Below are 15,454 nucleotides of genomic sequence, written 5' to 3' on the forward strand. Positions count from 1 at the left end.
ATAGCAAACTCACCAGTCCAGTATTAAAGTCAACAAATGTCGAACAATCCAACACCTCCCGGCGGGCCGGGTCGTCCAAAGGATCTGGCCAAGCGCCAGGCCATTCTCGACGCGGCAAAGCGCCTGTTCATCAGCCTGGGCTACGCCAATACCAGCATGGACGCCGTCGCCACCGAGGCCGGGGTCTCGAAGCTGACGGTCTACAGCCACTTCAACGACAAGGAGACGTTGTTTTCCGCAGCCGTGATCGCCAAATGCGAGGAACAGGTGCCGCCGCTTTTCTTCGAGTGGCCTGATGGCGTCCCGATCGAACAGGTACTGTTGAACATCGCCAGGGGCTTTCATCAACTGGTCAACAGCGAAGAGTCGGTGAACCTGCATCGCTTGATCATGGCCCTGGGCAGCCAGGACCCGAAACTCTCGACGATCTTCTACGAGGCCGGCCCGCAGCGAATGCTGTCAGGCATGGAGCGACTGTTGGGCAAGGTCAATCAGAGCGGCGCATTGGACATCGACAAGCCACTCCATGCCGCCGAGCACTTTTTCTGCCTGATCAAGGGCGCGGCGAACTTCCGCTTGCTGTATGGCTGCGCCCCGCCGCTGCCGCCCGAAGCGGCCGAGACCCATGTGCAGGAGGTGGTGGGGTTGTTCATGCGGGCTTACAGGTCTTAGATTTTCGGTGCCTGGGCCGACCTCATCGCGAGCAGGCTCGCTCCCACAGGTTCCATGAACGACGCCAATCCATTGTGGGAGCGAGCCTGCTCGCGAATGAGAACAATTCGGTCTCAGGGCTTGAGCGCTTTCTTCGGGTAGATGTCATACCGGCTGGATTTGCCTTCGAGCCCATGGCTGGGCTTCGGCCCTTCGATGCACGGGGCCTTGCGCGGGCGCTTGACCACCACTCGGTGAGTCGCCAGCGCCAGGGCGGCGGCCAACAGTTGCGCGGCGTCCGGATCATCGCCCACCAGGGGGCGGAACAGGCGCATTTCCTTCTTCACCAGGGCGGTTTTCTCACGGTGAGGAAACATCGGGTCGAGATAGATCACCTGGGGCGGCTCGCCTTCCCACTGGCGCATCACCTCGATGGCATTGCCCCTGAGTAAACGCATGCGCGCCACGATCGGTGCCACGTCGAAATCTTCCGCGCCACGGGCCAAGCCATCTTCCAGCAGCGCGCCAATCAGCGGCTGGCGCTCGATCAGGGTCATTTCGCAGCCCAGGCTGGCCAGCACGAACGCGTCCTTGCCCAACCCGGCCGTGGCATCCAGCACCTGCGGCCGCACGCCCTGAGCGATCCCCACCGCCTTGGCGATCATCTGCCCGCTGCCACCGCCATACAAACGCCGATGCGCTGCCCCGCCCTCGACGAAGTCGACCCGTACCGGCCCCGGCGCGTCCGGCCCCAGTTGCTGCAATTGCAGCCCTTGCTCACCCACCTGCAAGGCAAATTCGCCGTCGTCCACTTGCATCGGCAAGCCAAGCCGTTCGGCCCAGTGTTCGGCCTGTGCCTGGAAAGCCGGGGCCAAGGCCTCGACATGGATGCGGCAGGCCGCAGGTTGCTCACTCATGAAAACACGCTCAAAAAATTAAGGATCGACAAAAACGGCCGATAACAACGGTGAACGGCATTTTGCCAGAGCTGAGCGTCGACCGAGAAAAATGTCAGACATTCAATCCCCATTGATAGGCGTGATCTCCCCCTACGGCGATTACAGCCTGCGCAACACCCAGGCGCTGAGCGGCGTCAGTCACCTGTGGCAGGATTTCTTTGCCCGGGCACTGGCCGATCAACTGGGTGAAAACGCGCCAGCGCCTGGCAGCTACCAGCCAGTGCCGCTCGATGAGGCTGTTGAACCGACCCTCGGCGCCGAACTGCTGGACCACATCGTCAGCCAGCGCACGTGCGACGTCACCGAAACCCAGGTCAAACCGCCTGAGCCGCTGTTCCTGCCGATCGCCGAATTCGAACTCGACTTGCTCGACAAGCCTTTCCCACCCTTCCCGCCTGAAGAAATCACGGCCCAGCAGAAACAGCAGAACTTCGAAAGCCATTGGGTTCGTCCCATCGTCCTCACCGCCGGCCAGCCGCTGCCGGAGCCAGGCCCAGCGCCACAACCGCGCCCATTGCACCTGCCTATCGCCGAGCTCGAACTGGACCTGCTGGACAAGCCGTTCCCGCCGTTCCCACACGAAGAACTGGTGGCACAGCAGAAACAATTGGATTTCGACACCCGCTGGGCACGCCCGATCGTGCTGCAGAACCTGCGCATCGCCGCCTGATATCGGCCGGGCAAAACCCAGCGATGTCCAGTGCATTCCCTGCACGAAAACGCCTCGGGCATTACCCCTTGAACAGTTGATTGGCCTGCTTGAACGGCATTGAGCGGCGAGTGAAGGTGAACGTGCCCTGCCCCTGGATTTCCTCGGCGGCGCGGAAGAACTCGCCATACGCCGCCAGGGCCAGGGCCGAGCCGACACTGATGCGCTTGACGCCCAACTCGCTCAACTGCGCGACGCTCAGGTCCAGCGCCCCGGACATCAACACGTTCACTGGTTTCGGCGCCACGGCCTGCACCACCGCCAGCACTTGCCCGGCCGTGCTCAACCCCGGCGCGTAGAGCACATCGGCGCCGGCGTCCGCGAAGGCTTTCAGGCGGCGAATGGTGTCGTCCAGGTCGGGATTGCCGTGCAGGAAGTTTTCCGCCCGGGCAGTCAGCAGGAACGGATACGGCAACGTGCGCACGGCATCGGCGGCGGCCTTGACCCGCGCCACGGCGTGGTCGAAGCAATAGATCGGGCTGGCTTCACGCCCGGTGGCGTCTTCGATCGAGCCACCTACCGCGCCGGCCTCTGCGGCACGGAGCAGGTTACGGGCGCAGTCCTCGGGCGCATCGGCGAAACCATTTTCCAGGTCGACGGCCACCGGCAGGTCAGTGGCCGCCACAATGGCCCGGACATTGGCCAAGGTGTCATCCAGGCCCAAGGCCCCATCAGATCGCCCCAGGGAAAAAGCATGGCCGGCACTGGTGGTCGCCAGGGCCTCGAAGCCCAGGCTGGCGAGCATTTTGGCTGAACCGGCATCCCACGGGTTGGGAATGACAAAAACCCCCTCACGTTCGTGCAAGGCCTTGAACGCCTGCGCTCGACGGGTTTGCGCATCCATGAAATCGCTCCTGAGCAAAGAAGGGTTGTGCCTCAGAGCAAACCCAGTTGCTCGACGGCGGGCTCTCTATATAGCTCAGGCAGCGCCGGCAAGCCAGGCAATCGGCTCATCAATCGGCGGTGAAAATGCTGCGCGAGCTTCGCCGCCAGCAAGTTGTCGGCGGTGTGCAGGAAGACATACGGCGTGCGCCCCTCTTCGATCCAGCCGGCAACTTTCTCCACCCAGGGCGTGAGGAACGGCTCGTTGGCTTCCAGCACCGGATGGCCGATGAAACGGACCTGCGGGGCCTGGGTAAACGCCGTCGGCCGGGGCGGCACCCGCGGTTTTTTCGATTGGGCGTGAAGCACGGAAGGCTCGGTCGAGGTGCAACTGAACAATGCCCGCGGGTCGAGACAGATGCGCTCGACTCCACGATCGAGCAACAACCGATTAAGGCGGCGCTCGGCCTCGCCCTTGGCGAAGAACTCGTCGTGGCGTACCTCTACGGCCAAGGGGCGCTCAAAGGCATCGATGAAGGCCGCCAGCTCGGGCAGTCGCTGCGGGGTGAACGCCTTGGACAGTTGCAACCAGAACGGCGCGACGCGCGCGCCCAAGGGGCTGAGCAGTTGCACGAAGGTTTCGGTGGCCGTCAGTTGTTCGCGCAGATCACCGTTGTGACTGATGTCACCAGGTAGCTTGGCAGTGAAGCGAAAGTGCGCGGGCATGGTCTCGGCCCAACGCTGCACGACCGTCGCAGACGGGCTGGCGTAGAAGGTCGTATTGCCTTCCACCGCGTTGAAGACTTGGGAATACAGACTGAGGAAGTCTGAGCTTTTGGCTTCCTGGGGATACAGATAATCACGCCAGGCGGGTTCGCTCCAGGACGGACAGCCCAAGTAATAAGGCAACGCCATCAGATGTAGAGGTCGAGCCCCAGCACTTCCATGTCCCAATCGACAAAACCGGCGGTGCTCAGGTAGCTGGCCAGCGCGGTGGACACACTGCGGGTCATGGCTCGGTGGTAAAGCATGTCTTGCTGGCGGGCGGGAAGATTGCTCAGGCGTTGCGCAGAAGCCTTGGCAGCGCGGGCAGCCAATTGCTCCTCCGACGGGGCCTCCCATTCGCCATCGATGTCGTCGAACGACTCGGGCTCAGCGACCTTGCCTGTACGCGGCTTGCGCTTGATGGGGTAGGACTGGGATGAAAAGCCGTCTATACGCATGACAAAATGCTCGGTATCGATAGTGGCAATTTAGCGGCACTTTTACAGCCGCGCAAATGCACAAGTGCTAACTAGAACACATAAAGTCAAAAAGGTTTAAAAACGGGGTGAAAATATGACGACTGGTGATAATGGCTGTGACTTTTAAGCGGAAATCCACTGCCGTTGTGGCGAGGGAGCTTGCTCCCGCTGGGCTGCACAGCAGCCCCAAGCAAGCAGAATGCGGTCAATCAGGAAGACCTCGGAGGCAGATCTTAGGGCTGCTTCGCAACCCAGCGGGAGCAAGCTCCCTCGCCACAATGCTGCCCACTTGAGATTGGGTCAGGATCGCTCAGACTTGGGCGTCGCCACTTTGTCCCGCAGGTACACCGGTTGTGCCTGGTCGGCCGGGATGGCTTCGCCACGGGCCCAGGCAAAACGTGCCAGGGTGAGCAAATCTTCGGCATGAGGCAGCATCGAGGCGTCCTGGCCGACGAGGTTGACGCCGATGCGCTCGCCGTAGCCCCAACCGGTACCGGCGCCAAACCAATCACCGCTGGCATCGCCCGGCAATGCCGCCGCTTCAGGTGGCAATACCGCTTCAGCGCCCACCAGGCGCATCTCGCCATCGGTTTCGCGGTAGCAGCCCCAGTACACCTCGTCCATGCGCGCATCGATGGCCGCCGCGACCTGACGGGCACCGTGCTCACGCAACGCGCGCTGGGCCAGCACCGCCAGGTTGGACACCGGCAGCACCGGACGCTCCAGCGCAAACGCCAACCCCTGCACCACGCCGATGGCGATACGCACGCCCGTGAACGCGCCCGGCCCACGGCCAAAGGCGATCGCCTCCACCGCCTGCAAGGTTGTCCCGGCGTCGCTCAGCAGCTGCTGGATCATCGGCAGCAGTTTCTGGGCATGCAGGCGCGGGATCACCTCGTAATGGCTCGTAACCTTGCCGTTGTGCAGCAAGGCAACGGAGCAAGCTTCGGTTGCGGTGTCCAGGGCCAGCAAGGTGCTCATCGGTGTGTCCGTAGATCAAGTGGAAAAAAGTGCGCCAGTATAAACAACTACGGCCCGCAAGCGGGCCGTAGTTCATGCAACAGGTCGGGCTTTTCAGCTCAACGCTTCGAGCACCTTGCCGGTGATCGCATCGACCGAGCCAACGCCCGGGATGTGGCTGTACTTGGGCTTGCCTTGGGCAGCCGACAGGTTCTGGTAGAACGCCACCAAAGGCTTGGTCTGGGAATGGTAGACCGACAGGCGATGACGCACGGTTTCTTCCGTGTCGTCCTTGCGCTGCACCAGCTCTTCACCACTGACGTCGTCCTTGCCGGCGACCTTCGGTGGGTTGTAGACGATGTGGTAGACGCGGCCGGAAGCCTCGTGCACGCGACGGCCGGCGATACGCTGGACGATCTCTTCGTCGTCGACCGCGATCTCGACTACATGGTCCAGCTCCACACCAGCGGTCACCAGGGCTTCGGCCTGGGGAATGGTGCGAGGGAAACCGTCGAACAGGAAGCCATTGGCGCAGTCGGCTTGAGCGATGCGATCCTTGACCAGGGCGATGATCAGGTCATCCGACACCAGGCCGCCGGCATCCATGATGCTCTTGGCCTTGACGCCCAGCTCGGTGCCGGCCTTGACCGCGGCACGCAGCATGTCGCCAGTGGAGATTTGCGGGATACCGAATTTTTCGGTGATGAACTTAGCCTGAGTACCTTTACCGGCCCCGGGAGCTCCCAGCAGAATGACGCGCATCGATGTGCTCCTCAATTTTTTTATGTAAAACGCTCGGATTCGCCTCGTGGGGCCAATCTCGGAAAACTGGATCGCGGCCGCCCAAACGGCCAAGGGCTGCTCAAGATACACAGCAGGCCCGACCCACACAAGCCGCCGAAAGTCGGAGGAACCCCCACCCGACGCGACCTTGGGATGAGGTGGCGAAAGTCGCAACCAAGCAACAGGTTGTCGCCTGACCGACCTGTTTCTCCCCCGTTAAACCCTACCTGTCGATGGCGGGCGAGCCGTTTCGGCTCGCCGACCGACGTCAGCCGGTGTTGCGCAAACCGGCGGCAATGCCTGCCACAGACACCAGCAACGCCTGTTCTACGGGGCTGCCCTGGGCCACTCCCTGCTGCCGCGAACGGGCCAGCAGTTCGGCCTGCAACAGGTGCAACGGGTCGAGGTAGGTGTTGCGCAGGCGAATGAATTCCAGGGTTTCTGGGCTATGTGCCAGTAGCTGCGACTGACCGGTCAACCCCAAGACCACGGCGCATGCCTGCGACAATAGGTCGCGTAAATGCGCACCCAAAGGCAACAGTCCCGGCTCCACCAGGCGCTCATCGTAGGAACGCGCGATATCGGTGTCAGCCTTGGCCAATACCATCTCCAGCATGTCGATGCGCGTGCGGAAGAACGGCCATTGTTCGCGCATTTCCTCCAGCAACTTGCCCTCGCCGCGCTCCAACGCCTTGCCCAGGGCCGTTTCCCAGCCGAGCCAGGCCGGCAACATCAAGCGGGTCTGGGTCCAGCCAAAGATCCACGGGATCGCCCGCAGGCTTTCGATGCCCCCGGCGCGGCGCTTGGCCGGCCGGCTGCCCAAGGGCAGGCGGCCCAGCTCCTGCTCCGGGGTGGACTGGCGGAAGTACTCGACGAACTCCGGGTTTTCCCGGACCACCGCACGATAGGCACTCACACCGTCGGCTGCCAGCTCGTCCATCAGGTGTCGCCACTGCGGCGTGGGCGGCGGCGGTGGCAGCAAGGTGGCTTCCAGCACCGCCGCGAGATAGAGGTTGAGGTTCTGTTCGGCGATGTCCGAAAGACCGAACTTGAAGCGAATCATCTCGCCCTGTTCGGTGGTACGGAAACGCCCGGCCACCGAGCCCGGCGGTTGCGACAGGATCGCCGCATGGGCCGGGCCGCCGCCGCGTCCCACGGTGCCGCCACGACCGTGGAACAACAACAGTTCCACTTGCTGCTCGCGGCAAATCTCCACCAACCGCTCCTGGGCCCGATACTGCGCCCAGGCCGCCGCCGTGGTGCCGGCGTCCTTGGCCGAATCGGAGTAGCCAATCATCACTTCCTGGGGACCTTGCAGACGCGAACGATAGCCCGGCAGCAGCAACAACCGCTCGATCACCGGCCCAGCGTTGTCCAGGTCGGCCAGGGTTTCGAACAGCGGCACCACCCGCATCGGTCGCAACACTCCCGCCTCTTTCAACAGCAACTGCACCGCGAGGACATCGGAAGCGGCACCCGCCATGGAAATCACGTAGGAGCCGAGGGACGCCGCAGGCGCCGCAGCCACTTCCCGGCAGGTCGCAAGCACTTCCGCCGTATCGGCCGATGGCTTGAAATGCGCCGGCAGCAGCGGACGCCGATTGTTCAGCTCACCCAGCAAGAAACCGATACGCTGCTCCTCGTTCCAGTCCTCATAGCGCCCCAGCCCCAGGTAATCGGTGATTTCCGTCATGGCCGCACTGTGGCGCGTAGAATCCTGGCGTACATCGAGCCGGACGAGGAACAAGCCGAAAGTCACTGCCCGGCGCAGGCAGTCGAGCAGCGGGCCGTCGGCGATCACGCCCATGCCGCACTCGTGCAGCGACTGGTAGCACAGCTCCAGCGGGTCCAACAGTTCACGGTTGCTTTGCAACACATCGGCAGGCGCCGGAATGCTGGCTTTCAAGGCCGCCTGGGCCCAGTTACGCGTGGCCCGCAGGCGGTCACGCAACTGCTTGAGCACCGCACGGTAAGGCTCGGCACTGTCGCCGGCCTGGGCGCGCAGGGCTTCGCTGGCTTTTTGCATCGACAGTTCGGCAGCCAGGTGATCGATGTCGCGCAGGTACAGGTCCGCCGCCATCCAGCGCGCCAGCAGCAGCACTTCACGGGTCACCGTGGCGGTGACATTCGGGTTACCGTCACGGTCACCGCCCATCCACGACGCAAAGCGGATCGGCGCGGCCTCCAGCGGCAGGCGCAGCCCCGTGGCGGCGTGCAGGGCCTGGTCGGCCTTGCGCAGGTAATTGGGAATGGCCTGCCAGAGCGAATGCTCGATCACCGCGAAGCCCCACTTGGCTTCGTCCACGGGCGTCGGCCGGGTACGGCGGATTTCCTCGGTGTGCCAGGCCTCGGCGATCAGCCGTTGCAGACGCTCGTGGATCTGCGCCCGTTCGGCGCTGGTCAGGTCGCGATGATCCTGGGCGGCCAGTTGCGCGGCGATGGCATCGTATTTCTGGATCAAGGTACGCCGCGCCACCTCCGTGGGGTGGGCGGTGAGGACCAGCTCGATTTCCAGTCGCCCCAATTGCCGCGCCAGGGTCTCGGCCCCATGGCCTTCGGCCCGCAGCCGGGCAAGCAGCTCAGGTAGCACCCGCGACTCGAACGGCGCGGGCTGCGACTCTTCGCGGCGGTGGATCAATTGGTATTGCTCAGCGATGTTCGCCAGGTTGAGGAACTGGTTGAACGCGCGGGCCACCGGCAGCAATTCATCCTCGCTCAACTGGTCCAGGCTGGCGCTGAGCTCGGCGTCCATGGAACCGCGTCGATCGGCCTTGGCGCCCTTGCGGATCTGCTCGATCTTGTCGAGAAAGGTGTCCCCGTACTGGTCGCGGATGGTGTTGCCCAGCAACTCGCCGAGCAGGTGGACGTCCTCGCGCAAACGGGCATCGATATCGGTCATCAGCAGTTCTCCAGCAAAAAGGTCCGGACAGCGATCGGTTGAGACACAGGAGATAGAGAGTGCCGATGCCCGTCGCTCATGACAAGCGACGAAGGGTCTTTAAACCTCCTGGGACAAAGCTAGTCTCATGGATAAGCCACACAACGGCTTGCCACTCACCGCGCCTGCCACGAGCAGGCTTAACGAGGCCATCATGAAAATCCGCGAGCTTGCCCAGCATTGGGAAGAAAACGCCAAGGGCCACCTGACCCAGACTGGCTACACCATTCACCTGGACGTGGAAGCTGCCGCGCGACTGGCGGCGATCTGCGACATGTACCCCAAGCGCCACCCGGAAGAACTGTTGGGCGAGCTGATCGGCGCAGCCCTCGAAGAGCTGGAGGCCAGCTTCCCCTACATCAAGGGTTCGCAAGTCGTCGCCACCGATGAGGAAGGCGACCCGCTGTACGAAGACGTGGGGCCGACGCCACGATTCCTTGCGTTGTCCCGCCGTCACCTGCACGAACTCAGCGCGCAGACCGACAAAGCCAAGCACTGATCCCGTAGGCGCTGCCGAGCGACGCGAGACAGTGCCTGCGCGCGCACCAGAAAATGCATGCTCCCCCGTGCCGGGAATACCGCTGCACGCCTTGAAAGTTCAGCCTTTTTTGGCACTGACCGTTCAGTCAGCCATTCTTTTGGCGAATGGCCATCTTCTCTGAACTTTTGAAAAACGCCCCGGGTCACACCGAGTAACCATACTGGAACGGCCGTTTAAATGAACGTGTCCTGGCGCCCGCGCCAAAACAGACGTCACGGCTTCGGTCTCCAGCATGGATGTGTCGTTTTTCAGGAGTTTTCCAATGGAGTTGAAGCCTATGAATACCTGCACTGCCAACCCCTCATCCACAGGCCTGCGCGGTTTGAAATTGGCTGCCCTGGCCATCGGTAGCAGCTTCATCCTGGCCGGTTGCGCCGGCAACCCACCTTCGGAGCAGTACGCGGTGACGCAATCGGCAGTAAACAGCGCTGTCAGCGCCGGCGGTACCGAATTCGCTGCGGTGGAAATGAAATCGGCCCAGGACAAGCTCAAGCAGGCCGAGATCGCCATGCACGACAAAAAGTACGACGAAGCCAAGCGTCTGGCCGAACAGGCCGAGTGGGACGCCCGCGTCGCCGAGCGCAAGGCCCAGGCCGCCAAGGCCGAACAGGCCCTCAAGGATTCCCAGAAAGGGGTTCAGGAATTGCGTCAGGAAGGCATGAACAAGGTTCAGTAAGCCGTTCACGCCGCGACCACTGCTCATTGATAAAAGGACGACAGACTATGATGCACAAACATTTGATGATGCCCGCCCTGCTGGCCGCCTGTGTCTCGCTGGCCGCTTGCTCCACCGACCCGAACGCGAACCTGGAGCAGGCCCGCACCCACTACAACGGCCTGCAGGCTGACCCGGCCGCCACCAAGGTCGCCGCACTGGAAACCAAGGACGCCGCCGATTACCTGGCCAAGGCCGACAAGGCCTACCAGGACAAGGAAGACGACGCCAAGGTCGATCAGTTGGCCTACCTGACCAACCAGCGCGTCGAAGTGGCCAAGCAGACCATCGCCCTGCGCAACGCGGAAGCCGAGCTGAAAAACGCCGGCGACGAACGTGCCCGGGCACTGCTCGACGCGCGTAACGCGCAGATCAAGCAACTGAAAGACAGCCTCAACGCCAAGCAGACCGAACGCGGTACGCTGGTGACCTTCGGCGACGTGCTGTTTGCCACCAACAAGTCCGACTTGCGTGCCAGCGGCATCACCAACGTGAACAAACTGGCGCAGTTCCTCCAGGAAAACCCGGACCGCAAGGTGATCGTCGAAGGCTACACCGACAGCACCGGTTCAGACGCCTACAACCAGTCGCTGTCCGAGCGCCGCGCGAGTTCCGTGCGCACTGCCCTGGTGAAGATGGGCGTCGATCCGGCCCGCATCGTGATCCAGGGTTACGGCAAGGAGTTCCCGGTCGCCGACAACGGCAGCGTCTCGGGCCGCGCCATGAACCGTCGAGTGGAAGTGACCATTTCCAACGACAACCAGCCAGTGGCTCCGCGTTCGAGCTTGAGCGCGAACTGATCGGCCGAGTGCAATCAAAAAGCCCCGCCTGACTTCGATCAGGCGGGGCTTTTTATCGACCAAACACATCTTCGGCTCAACACACTCCCTGTGGGAGCGAGCCTGCTCGCGACAGCGGCGGGTCAGGCAAAGCAGATATCGACTGATGCACCGCTATCGCGAGCAGGCTCGCTCCCACAAGGGTTCTCCCACAAAGGAACTGTGGTGTCTGGGAAGGCTTACGGCATCAGCTTCTGCGGCGTTTCCTGGCCCATGCAACGCACCGCGCGTTTCTTGTCGTTGACCAGTACGCCGGTCAGGCCTTTCTGTTCGGTGTCGAACAACACCAGCACGCCGTCGATGCACTGGGCAACCTGGCTGGCCGGTTCCAGGGAGACCTTGTAGTCCTCGCCGGGCATGGTCTTGAGCATGGTGAACTCATTGAGCAACAACGCATCCTCAGGCTTGGCGAAATGCAGGTAGCCGTAGTACCACAGCACCGCAACGGTGCCGAGGATGGTGCAGATGCCGGTGATGATCAGGGGGATGGCGTTACGTTCTTCGCTCATTGCGGACTCTCTGGTGATTCAATGGGTAATTTCGGGTAATTCGGGACTTCGCCCAGGCGACGCAGGCCGTCAAAGTGGCTGGGGTCGTCGAGGTAACGCAGCATCACGGTGCGCCAGGTCGGATCGGCGAACGTCTGCACGTGCCCGCCGCGGGTCAGTTGCAGCACCCGCGGCGGGGGCGCAGCTTGATACAGACGGATGCCGTTGGAAAGCGGCACGATGGGATCGTCCAGGCTGTGGTAGATCAATTTCGGCACGCCGTTCAGTTGCGCCATGGAACTGATCGCGCTGTCGCCGTCCGGTACCAGCCAGGACAGCGGCACCTGGAACGGCCAGGTCAGCCAGGAGGTGCTCAGGGCAAAACGCCCGACCTCGCGATAGCTGGCCGGCACACCGTCGAGCACGAGCGCCTTGAGTTGGCGCTGGCGCTGCGGGTGCTCCACCAGGTAATGCACCGCCAGCGCGCCGCCGAGGCTCTGGCCGAGCAGCACCAGCGGCTTGCCCCGGACTTCGGGGGACTGGTCGAGCCACTGGAACGCCGCGTCGATGTCCTGGTAGATCGCCGGCAGGCCCGGCTCGCCTTCGGACACCCCGTAGCCGCGGTAATCGACCATCAACACCTGGTATCCCTGCTCTGGCAACCACCAGCTCCCGCCCAGGTGCCAGGCCAGGTTGCCGCCGTTGCCATGCAGGTGCAGCACGGTGCCCTTGACCGCTACGCCGGGTTTCACCGGCAGCCACCAGCCGCGCAATTTCAGGCCATCGGCGGTGGTCAGGGTGACGTCGCGGTACTCGAGCCGCGCCCGCTCCGGGGTGAACGGCAGGCCGCGCTCGGGGTAGAACAGCAGGGCGCTGCAGCCGTTGAGGGCCAGCAGCAGGAAAATGATGCCGAGGGTTCGCATCCGGTGAAGCCTCGCAAGTCAGAAATTAAACACAGTCTCCCTGTGGGAGAGCATCTGTGGGAGCGGGCTTGCTCGCTCCCACACAAGCGCGCTCCCACAGGGTGGCGCTGTGGTTAAAGGATATTGGAATAATCCGCTTCGATCCGGTCCAGGCTCAGGTGGTTCAAGAAGTTGGAGAAACACATCCACGCCGACAACGCGTTCATGTCGCGGAACTGCTCGGGCAAATACTTTGGCGGTACGACCAGGCCCTCGTCCACCAGTTGTCGCAGGGTGCGCATGTCCTCAAGGGTGGTCTTGCCGCAGAACAGCAGCGGCACCTGTTCCAGCTTGCCTTTGCGCACGGCCAACTGAATATAGTTGTAAACCATGATGAAGCCCTTGAGGTAGGACAAATCCTTGGTGAATGGCAGACCGGTCGGCACCGAGCCACGGAAGACCCGGCTGGCGTTGCCGTAGCTTTCGGCCATTTCAAACCCTTGCCCGCGGAAGAACTCGAAGACCTGCAGGAAATCGGCGCCCTCCTCCACCATATGAATGGCCCGCGTGCGGTTGGTGAGTTTGCGCAAGCGACTGGGGTAGGAGGCGAAGGTGATGATTTCCATCAGGATCGCCAGGCCTTCCTGGGTCACGGTGGACGAGGGTGGCCCCTTGGACAGGAAGGTGCAGATCGGCTGGTTCAGGCCGTTGAGCGTGGTGCCGACGTGTACCAGGCCCTCGTGGACCTCCAGGGCCCGCACGTCCCGCTCGTTGAACATCGCGTCGGAGCGGATCTTGATGTAGTCCGCGCCGGCCGCTGCGTCGGCGACAATCCCGTCGGACTCGAACACCCGGATGGTGCCTTCGGCTTCACCGAAGACCCGGTTGAGACGATGTTGCAGCAAGCCCACGGCTTCCTTGGCGCTGAGGACTTTCGGCTCGTCCTTGAGGTCGCCACGGCCGTCGATGTTGTTCAGGTAGTCCGACAACATCAGGCCCAGGTCCGACAAGGTCGGGTCACCGGCGTGGAACGCGTCGGAAGCGGCGCCGTAGAGTTCCTGGGAAATCAGCCCGAAATCCTCGGTGCCACGCGCTTCGAGCATGCGCACCACCATGCGGTATTCCTTGCACATGCGACGCATGATCTGGCCGACCGGGTTGAACTGGCCGAGCTGGCGGGTGATGTCGCGCTCGATGTTCTGGAACTCCAGCTTCACCTTGCTGGAATCGAAGGACAGCGGCCGGTTGAGGTAATAGTCGCGGTCCACGGCAGGCATTTCCTTGCCCTTGGCCTTGAGGAACCCTTTGCGGACGTTCTCGTCCCACTTCACCGCGTCGAGAATGCGAATCGGCGCCTGCGCCAGCACAATGCGATCGGACAAGGTGCGTATTGTCTGCTGGTAATCGTCCACCCGTAGCTCCTGTGAAAAAATATCCGTCTGCCGCGGTTATTGGGTTTTGCCCAGCCGCCGGTAGCGCACGGCCTCCGAGAACACATCGGTATTGGCCGGGTCGTCGAGGTAACTGAAGACCTTGCTCATGTCGCTGTCCACCAGCACGCCATCGCCTTCTTCGCTCGGGTTCGGCTGGCCGCTGAGGCGCTGCTGGCCGATGGCCTGGTTGATCTGCTCCAGGTCGAGGTTGTAGACCACCAGCTCCTGCTTATCGGTCAGTTCGAAACCGGCAATCACGAAATGCCCACCATAGCGCGCCGGCACCTTGGCCGACAGGTACCAGCGGCTGCCGTGACGAGAGACGGTCAGGGGAATGGCTTCGCGCTTCTGGGGGCGTGCCCGGAAATAACTGATGGCCTGGTAGTGATGCTTGCCGACCTCGGTCAGCTCCAGGTTCAGCGGTTCACCCCAGGCGTTGGTGCTGGTCCAGTGTCCGAGCAGGCCCTTGGGCGCAACCTCGCTGTCGGGTAACGGCGCCTTGAAAGACACCAGGCAACCACTGAGCGACAGCGACACGGCCAGGACAACGGCACGCCAGGCTTTCATTCGAACTCCCTATGGCACACATCGCCTAGTCCTTTATAGAAGCAGGTGTGTGGGAGCAAAGCTTGCTCGCGATGAAGGCACCTCAGCCTATCGAGGGACCGCGTTATCGTTCATCGCGAGCAAGCTTTGCTCCCACATAGCCTACTCCCACAACGGGTTACACCGACGCCAGTACCAGGTGCATGTAGCGGGTCAGGATGCCGAGCATGTCTTCGTCGGCGACCGGCTCGGCGCCATTGAGCAAGCCCTGATATTCCATCCGTCCGATAATCGCCGTCAACACCTTGGCATCCTGCTGCGGTTCGCGCGAGCCCAATACCTGGAAAAACTGGCAGGTGCCGTGCAACAGGATCTGCTGATGGGAACGCACCAGTTCCGCCAGGCGCGGGTTGAGCAAGGCCTCCTGGCGAAAAGCCTGTTCGGCCATCAGGTAGTCACGACGACTGTCCAGTTGCCGCTGCACGTAGTCGGCGGTCATCCGGGCGATGTCGTCGGCCAGTTGCGAACGCGATTCGGCGCTGCCGTCACCGTAGGCGACCATTTCGCGCAACAAGCCTTCGTTGTTGGCCCACAGCTTGGCCATGAACGCCGCGCTGCGCTCCACGTACTGGGCGAAGGTATCGGTGAGCAGGTCATCGATGTCCTTGAAGTAATAGGTGGTGGCCGACAGCGGCACGCCGGCTTCGGCGGCCACGGCGCGATGGCGCACGGCGCGCACGCCATCGCGCACCACAATGCGCATGGCCGCATCGAGAATCTCCTGGCGGCGCTGCTCACTGCCCTGTCGGCTGGCCTTGCGCCCCTGGTACTGAACACTTTCAGCGACAGCAGTGGCAACGCCCGCTGCACCTTCCGAAGCCATTGCACGATTCACGACAGGTCTTTCCTCACTCTTTCAAAAGT

At 62.6% G+C, this 15,454-nt stretch carries 17 protein-coding genes; 5 read left to right on the top strand and 12 right to left on the bottom strand.

Features of this window, described 5'->3' with window-relative positions; genetic code table 11:
- Positions 1–36 precede the first annotated feature (36 nt).
- On the top strand, positions 37–672 hold the full coding sequence (locus ACODSJ_RS12740; RefSeq protein ID WP_489102059.1) for a TetR/AcrR family transcriptional regulator: 636 nt from the start codon (positions 37–39) through the stop codon (positions 670–672).
- Between the two features lie 113 nt (positions 673–785).
- Here the strand turns inward: ACODSJ_RS12740 and ACODSJ_RS12745 are convergent, their stop codons facing one another.
- Positions 786–1,568 (bottom strand): class I SAM-dependent methyltransferase, encoded by a 783-nt coding sequence (locus ACODSJ_RS12745; RefSeq protein WP_489102060.1) that lies wholly within the window; start codon positions 1,566–1,568, stop codon positions 786–788.
- Between the two features lie 91 nt (positions 1,569–1,659).
- On the opposite strand from ACODSJ_RS12745, the gene ACODSJ_RS12750 reads away from it, so the two are divergent.
- Positions 1,660–2,280: an energy transducer TonB gene (locus tag ACODSJ_RS12750; RefSeq protein ID WP_489102061.1), complete on the top strand. Its 621-nt coding sequence runs from the start codon at positions 1,660–1,662 to the stop codon at positions 2,278–2,280.
- Between the two features lie 61 nt (positions 2,281–2,341).
- Here the strand turns inward: ACODSJ_RS12750 and ACODSJ_RS12755 are convergent, their stop codons facing one another.
- From ACODSJ_RS12755 to ppc, 6 genes are all read right to left on the bottom strand, one after another.
- Positions 2,342–3,163: an isocitrate lyase/PEP mutase family protein gene (locus tag ACODSJ_RS12755; RefSeq protein ID WP_489102062.1), complete on the bottom strand. Its 822-nt coding sequence runs from the start codon at positions 3,161–3,163 to the stop codon at positions 2,342–2,344.
- Positions 3,164–3,195: 32 nt separating this feature from the next.
- Complete coding sequence (locus ACODSJ_RS12760; RefSeq protein ID WP_489102063.1) at positions 3,196–4,056, bottom strand: DUF72 domain-containing protein; 861 nt, start codon at positions 4,054–4,056, stop codon at positions 3,196–3,198.
- Positions 4,056–4,364, bottom strand: coding sequence for a hypothetical protein (locus tag ACODSJ_RS12765; protein WP_489102064.1), 309 nt, complete (start codon positions 4,362–4,364; stop codon positions 4,056–4,058). The genes ACODSJ_RS12760 and ACODSJ_RS12765 overlap by 1 nt, the downstream gene beginning before the upstream one ends.
- Positions 4,365–4,685: 321 nt before the next feature.
- Positions 4,686–5,366, bottom strand: a complete 681-nt coding sequence (gene tsaB / locus ACODSJ_RS12770) for a tRNA (adenosine(37)-N6)-threonylcarbamoyltransferase complex dimerization subunit type 1 TsaB (protein WP_489102065.1) — start codon at positions 5,364–5,366, stop codon at positions 4,686–4,688.
- A 93-nt stretch (positions 5,367–5,459) separates the two neighbouring features.
- The gene (gene adk, locus ACODSJ_RS12775; RefSeq protein WP_489102066.1) at positions 5,460–6,107 is read right to left on the bottom strand and encodes an adenylate kinase; all 648 of its coding nucleotides are present in this window, start codon (positions 6,105–6,107) and stop codon (positions 5,460–5,462) included.
- Between the two features lie 289 nt (positions 6,108–6,396).
- Complete coding sequence (gene ppc, locus ACODSJ_RS12780; RefSeq protein WP_489102067.1) at positions 6,397–9,027, bottom strand: phosphoenolpyruvate carboxylase; 2,631 nt, start codon at positions 9,025–9,027, stop codon at positions 6,397–6,399.
- A gap of 193 nt (positions 9,028–9,220) precedes the next feature.
- On the opposite strand from ppc, the gene ACODSJ_RS12785 reads away from it, so the two are divergent.
- The 3 genes from ACODSJ_RS12785 to lptF all read left to right on the top strand — a co-directional run bounded on the left by ACODSJ_RS12785 (position 9,221) and on the right by lptF (position 11,122).
- Positions 9,221–9,565: a pilin assembly protein gene (locus tag ACODSJ_RS12785; protein ID WP_489102068.1), complete on the top strand. Its 345-nt coding sequence runs from the start codon at positions 9,221–9,223 to the stop codon at positions 9,563–9,565.
- Between the two features lie 319 nt (positions 9,566–9,884).
- Positions 9,885–10,283: a DUF4398 domain-containing protein gene (locus ACODSJ_RS12790; RefSeq protein WP_489102069.1), complete on the top strand. Its 399-nt coding sequence runs from the start codon at positions 9,885–9,887 to the stop codon at positions 10,281–10,283.
- A 50-nt stretch (positions 10,284–10,333) separates the two neighbouring features.
- The gene (gene lptF / locus ACODSJ_RS12795) at positions 10,334–11,122 is read left to right on the top strand and encodes a lipotoxin F family OmpA-related lipoprotein LptF (RefSeq protein WP_489102126.1); all 789 of its coding nucleotides are present in this window, start codon (positions 10,334–10,336) and stop codon (positions 11,120–11,122) included.
- Positions 11,123–11,340: 218 nt separating this feature from the next.
- Here lptF and ACODSJ_RS12800 read toward each other — a convergent pair whose 3' ends face one another.
- The 5 genes from ACODSJ_RS12800 to ACODSJ_RS12820 all read right to left on the bottom strand — a co-directional run bounded on the left by ACODSJ_RS12800 (position 11,341) and on the right by ACODSJ_RS12820 (position 15,425).
- Positions 11,341–11,670 carry a PA3694 family proteiin gene (locus tag ACODSJ_RS12800; protein WP_489102070.1) on the bottom strand — a complete coding sequence of 110 codons (330 nt, stop codon included), beginning with the start codon at positions 11,668–11,670 and terminating at the stop codon, positions 11,341–11,343.
- Positions 11,667–12,572 (bottom strand): alpha/beta hydrolase, encoded by a 906-nt coding sequence (locus ACODSJ_RS12805; RefSeq protein WP_489102071.1) that lies wholly within the window; start codon positions 12,570–12,572, stop codon positions 11,667–11,669. Before ACODSJ_RS12805 ends, ACODSJ_RS12800 begins: the two co-directional genes overlap by 4 nt.
- A 113-nt stretch (positions 12,573–12,685) precedes the next feature.
- A complete protein-coding gene (locus ACODSJ_RS12810) occupies positions 12,686–13,963 on the bottom strand; it encodes a flavohemoglobin expression-modulating QEGLA motif protein (protein ID WP_489102072.1) in 1,278 nt (425 codons plus the stop codon).
- 36 nt (positions 13,964–13,999) lie between these two features.
- Positions 14,000–14,551 (bottom strand): hypothetical protein, encoded by a 552-nt coding sequence (locus ACODSJ_RS12815; protein WP_489102073.1) that lies wholly within the window; start codon positions 14,549–14,551, stop codon positions 14,000–14,002.
- 157 nt (positions 14,552–14,708) lie between these two features.
- Positions 14,709–15,425, bottom strand: coding sequence for a TetR/AcrR family transcriptional regulator (locus ACODSJ_RS12820; RefSeq protein WP_489102074.1), 717 nt, complete (start codon positions 15,423–15,425; stop codon positions 14,709–14,711).
- Positions 15,426–15,454: the final 29 nt, after the last annotated feature.

Source organism: Pseudomonas sp. FG6, assembly GCF_057809015.1.

Coding starts and splice junctions, on each gene's coding strand:
- ACODSJ_RS12740 (WP_489102059.1), top strand. CDS start 37: ATGTCGAACAATCCAACACCTCCCGGCGGGCCGGGTCGTCCAAAGGAT.
- ACODSJ_RS12745 (WP_489102060.1), bottom strand. CDS start 1,568: ATGAGTGAGCAACCTGCGGCCTGCCGCATCCATGTCGAGGCCTTGGCC.
- ACODSJ_RS12750 (WP_489102061.1), top strand. CDS start 1,660: ATGTCAGACATTCAATCCCCATTGATAGGCGTGATCTCCCCCTACGGC.
- ACODSJ_RS12755 (WP_489102062.1), bottom strand. CDS start 3,163: ATGGATGCGCAAACCCGTCGAGCGCAGGCGTTCAAGGCCTTGCACGAA.
- ACODSJ_RS12760 (WP_489102063.1), bottom strand. CDS start 4,056: ATGGCGTTGCCTTATTACTTGGGCTGTCCGTCCTGGAGCGAACCCGCC.
- ACODSJ_RS12765 (WP_489102064.1), bottom strand. CDS start 4,364: ATGCGTATAGACGGCTTTTCATCCCAGTCCTACCCCATCAAGCGCAAG.
- tsaB (WP_489102065.1), bottom strand. CDS start 5,366: ATGAGCACCTTGCTGGCCCTGGACACCGCAACCGAAGCTTGCTCCGTT.
- adk (WP_489102066.1), bottom strand. CDS start 6,107: ATGCGCGTCATTCTGCTGGGAGCTCCCGGGGCCGGTAAAGGTACTCAG.
- ppc (WP_489102067.1), bottom strand. CDS start 9,027: ATGACCGATATCGATGCCCGTTTGCGCGAGGACGTCCACCTGCTCGGC.
- ACODSJ_RS12785 (WP_489102068.1), top strand. CDS start 9,221: ATGAAAATCCGCGAGCTTGCCCAGCATTGGGAAGAAAACGCCAAGGGC.
- ACODSJ_RS12790 (WP_489102069.1), top strand. CDS start 9,885: ATGAATACCTGCACTGCCAACCCCTCATCCACAGGCCTGCGCGGTTTG.
- lptF (WP_489102126.1), top strand. CDS start 10,334: ATGCACAAACATTTGATGATGCCCGCCCTGCTGGCCGCCTGTGTCTCG.
- ACODSJ_RS12800 (WP_489102070.1), bottom strand. CDS start 11,670: ATGAGCGAAGAACGTAACGCCATCCCCCTGATCATCACCGGCATCTGC.
- ACODSJ_RS12805 (WP_489102071.1), bottom strand. CDS start 12,572: ATGCGAACCCTCGGCATCATTTTCCTGCTGCTGGCCCTCAACGGCTGC.
- ACODSJ_RS12815 (WP_489102073.1), bottom strand. CDS start 14,551: ATGAAAGCCTGGCGTGCCGTTGTCCTGGCCGTGTCGCTGTCGCTCAGT.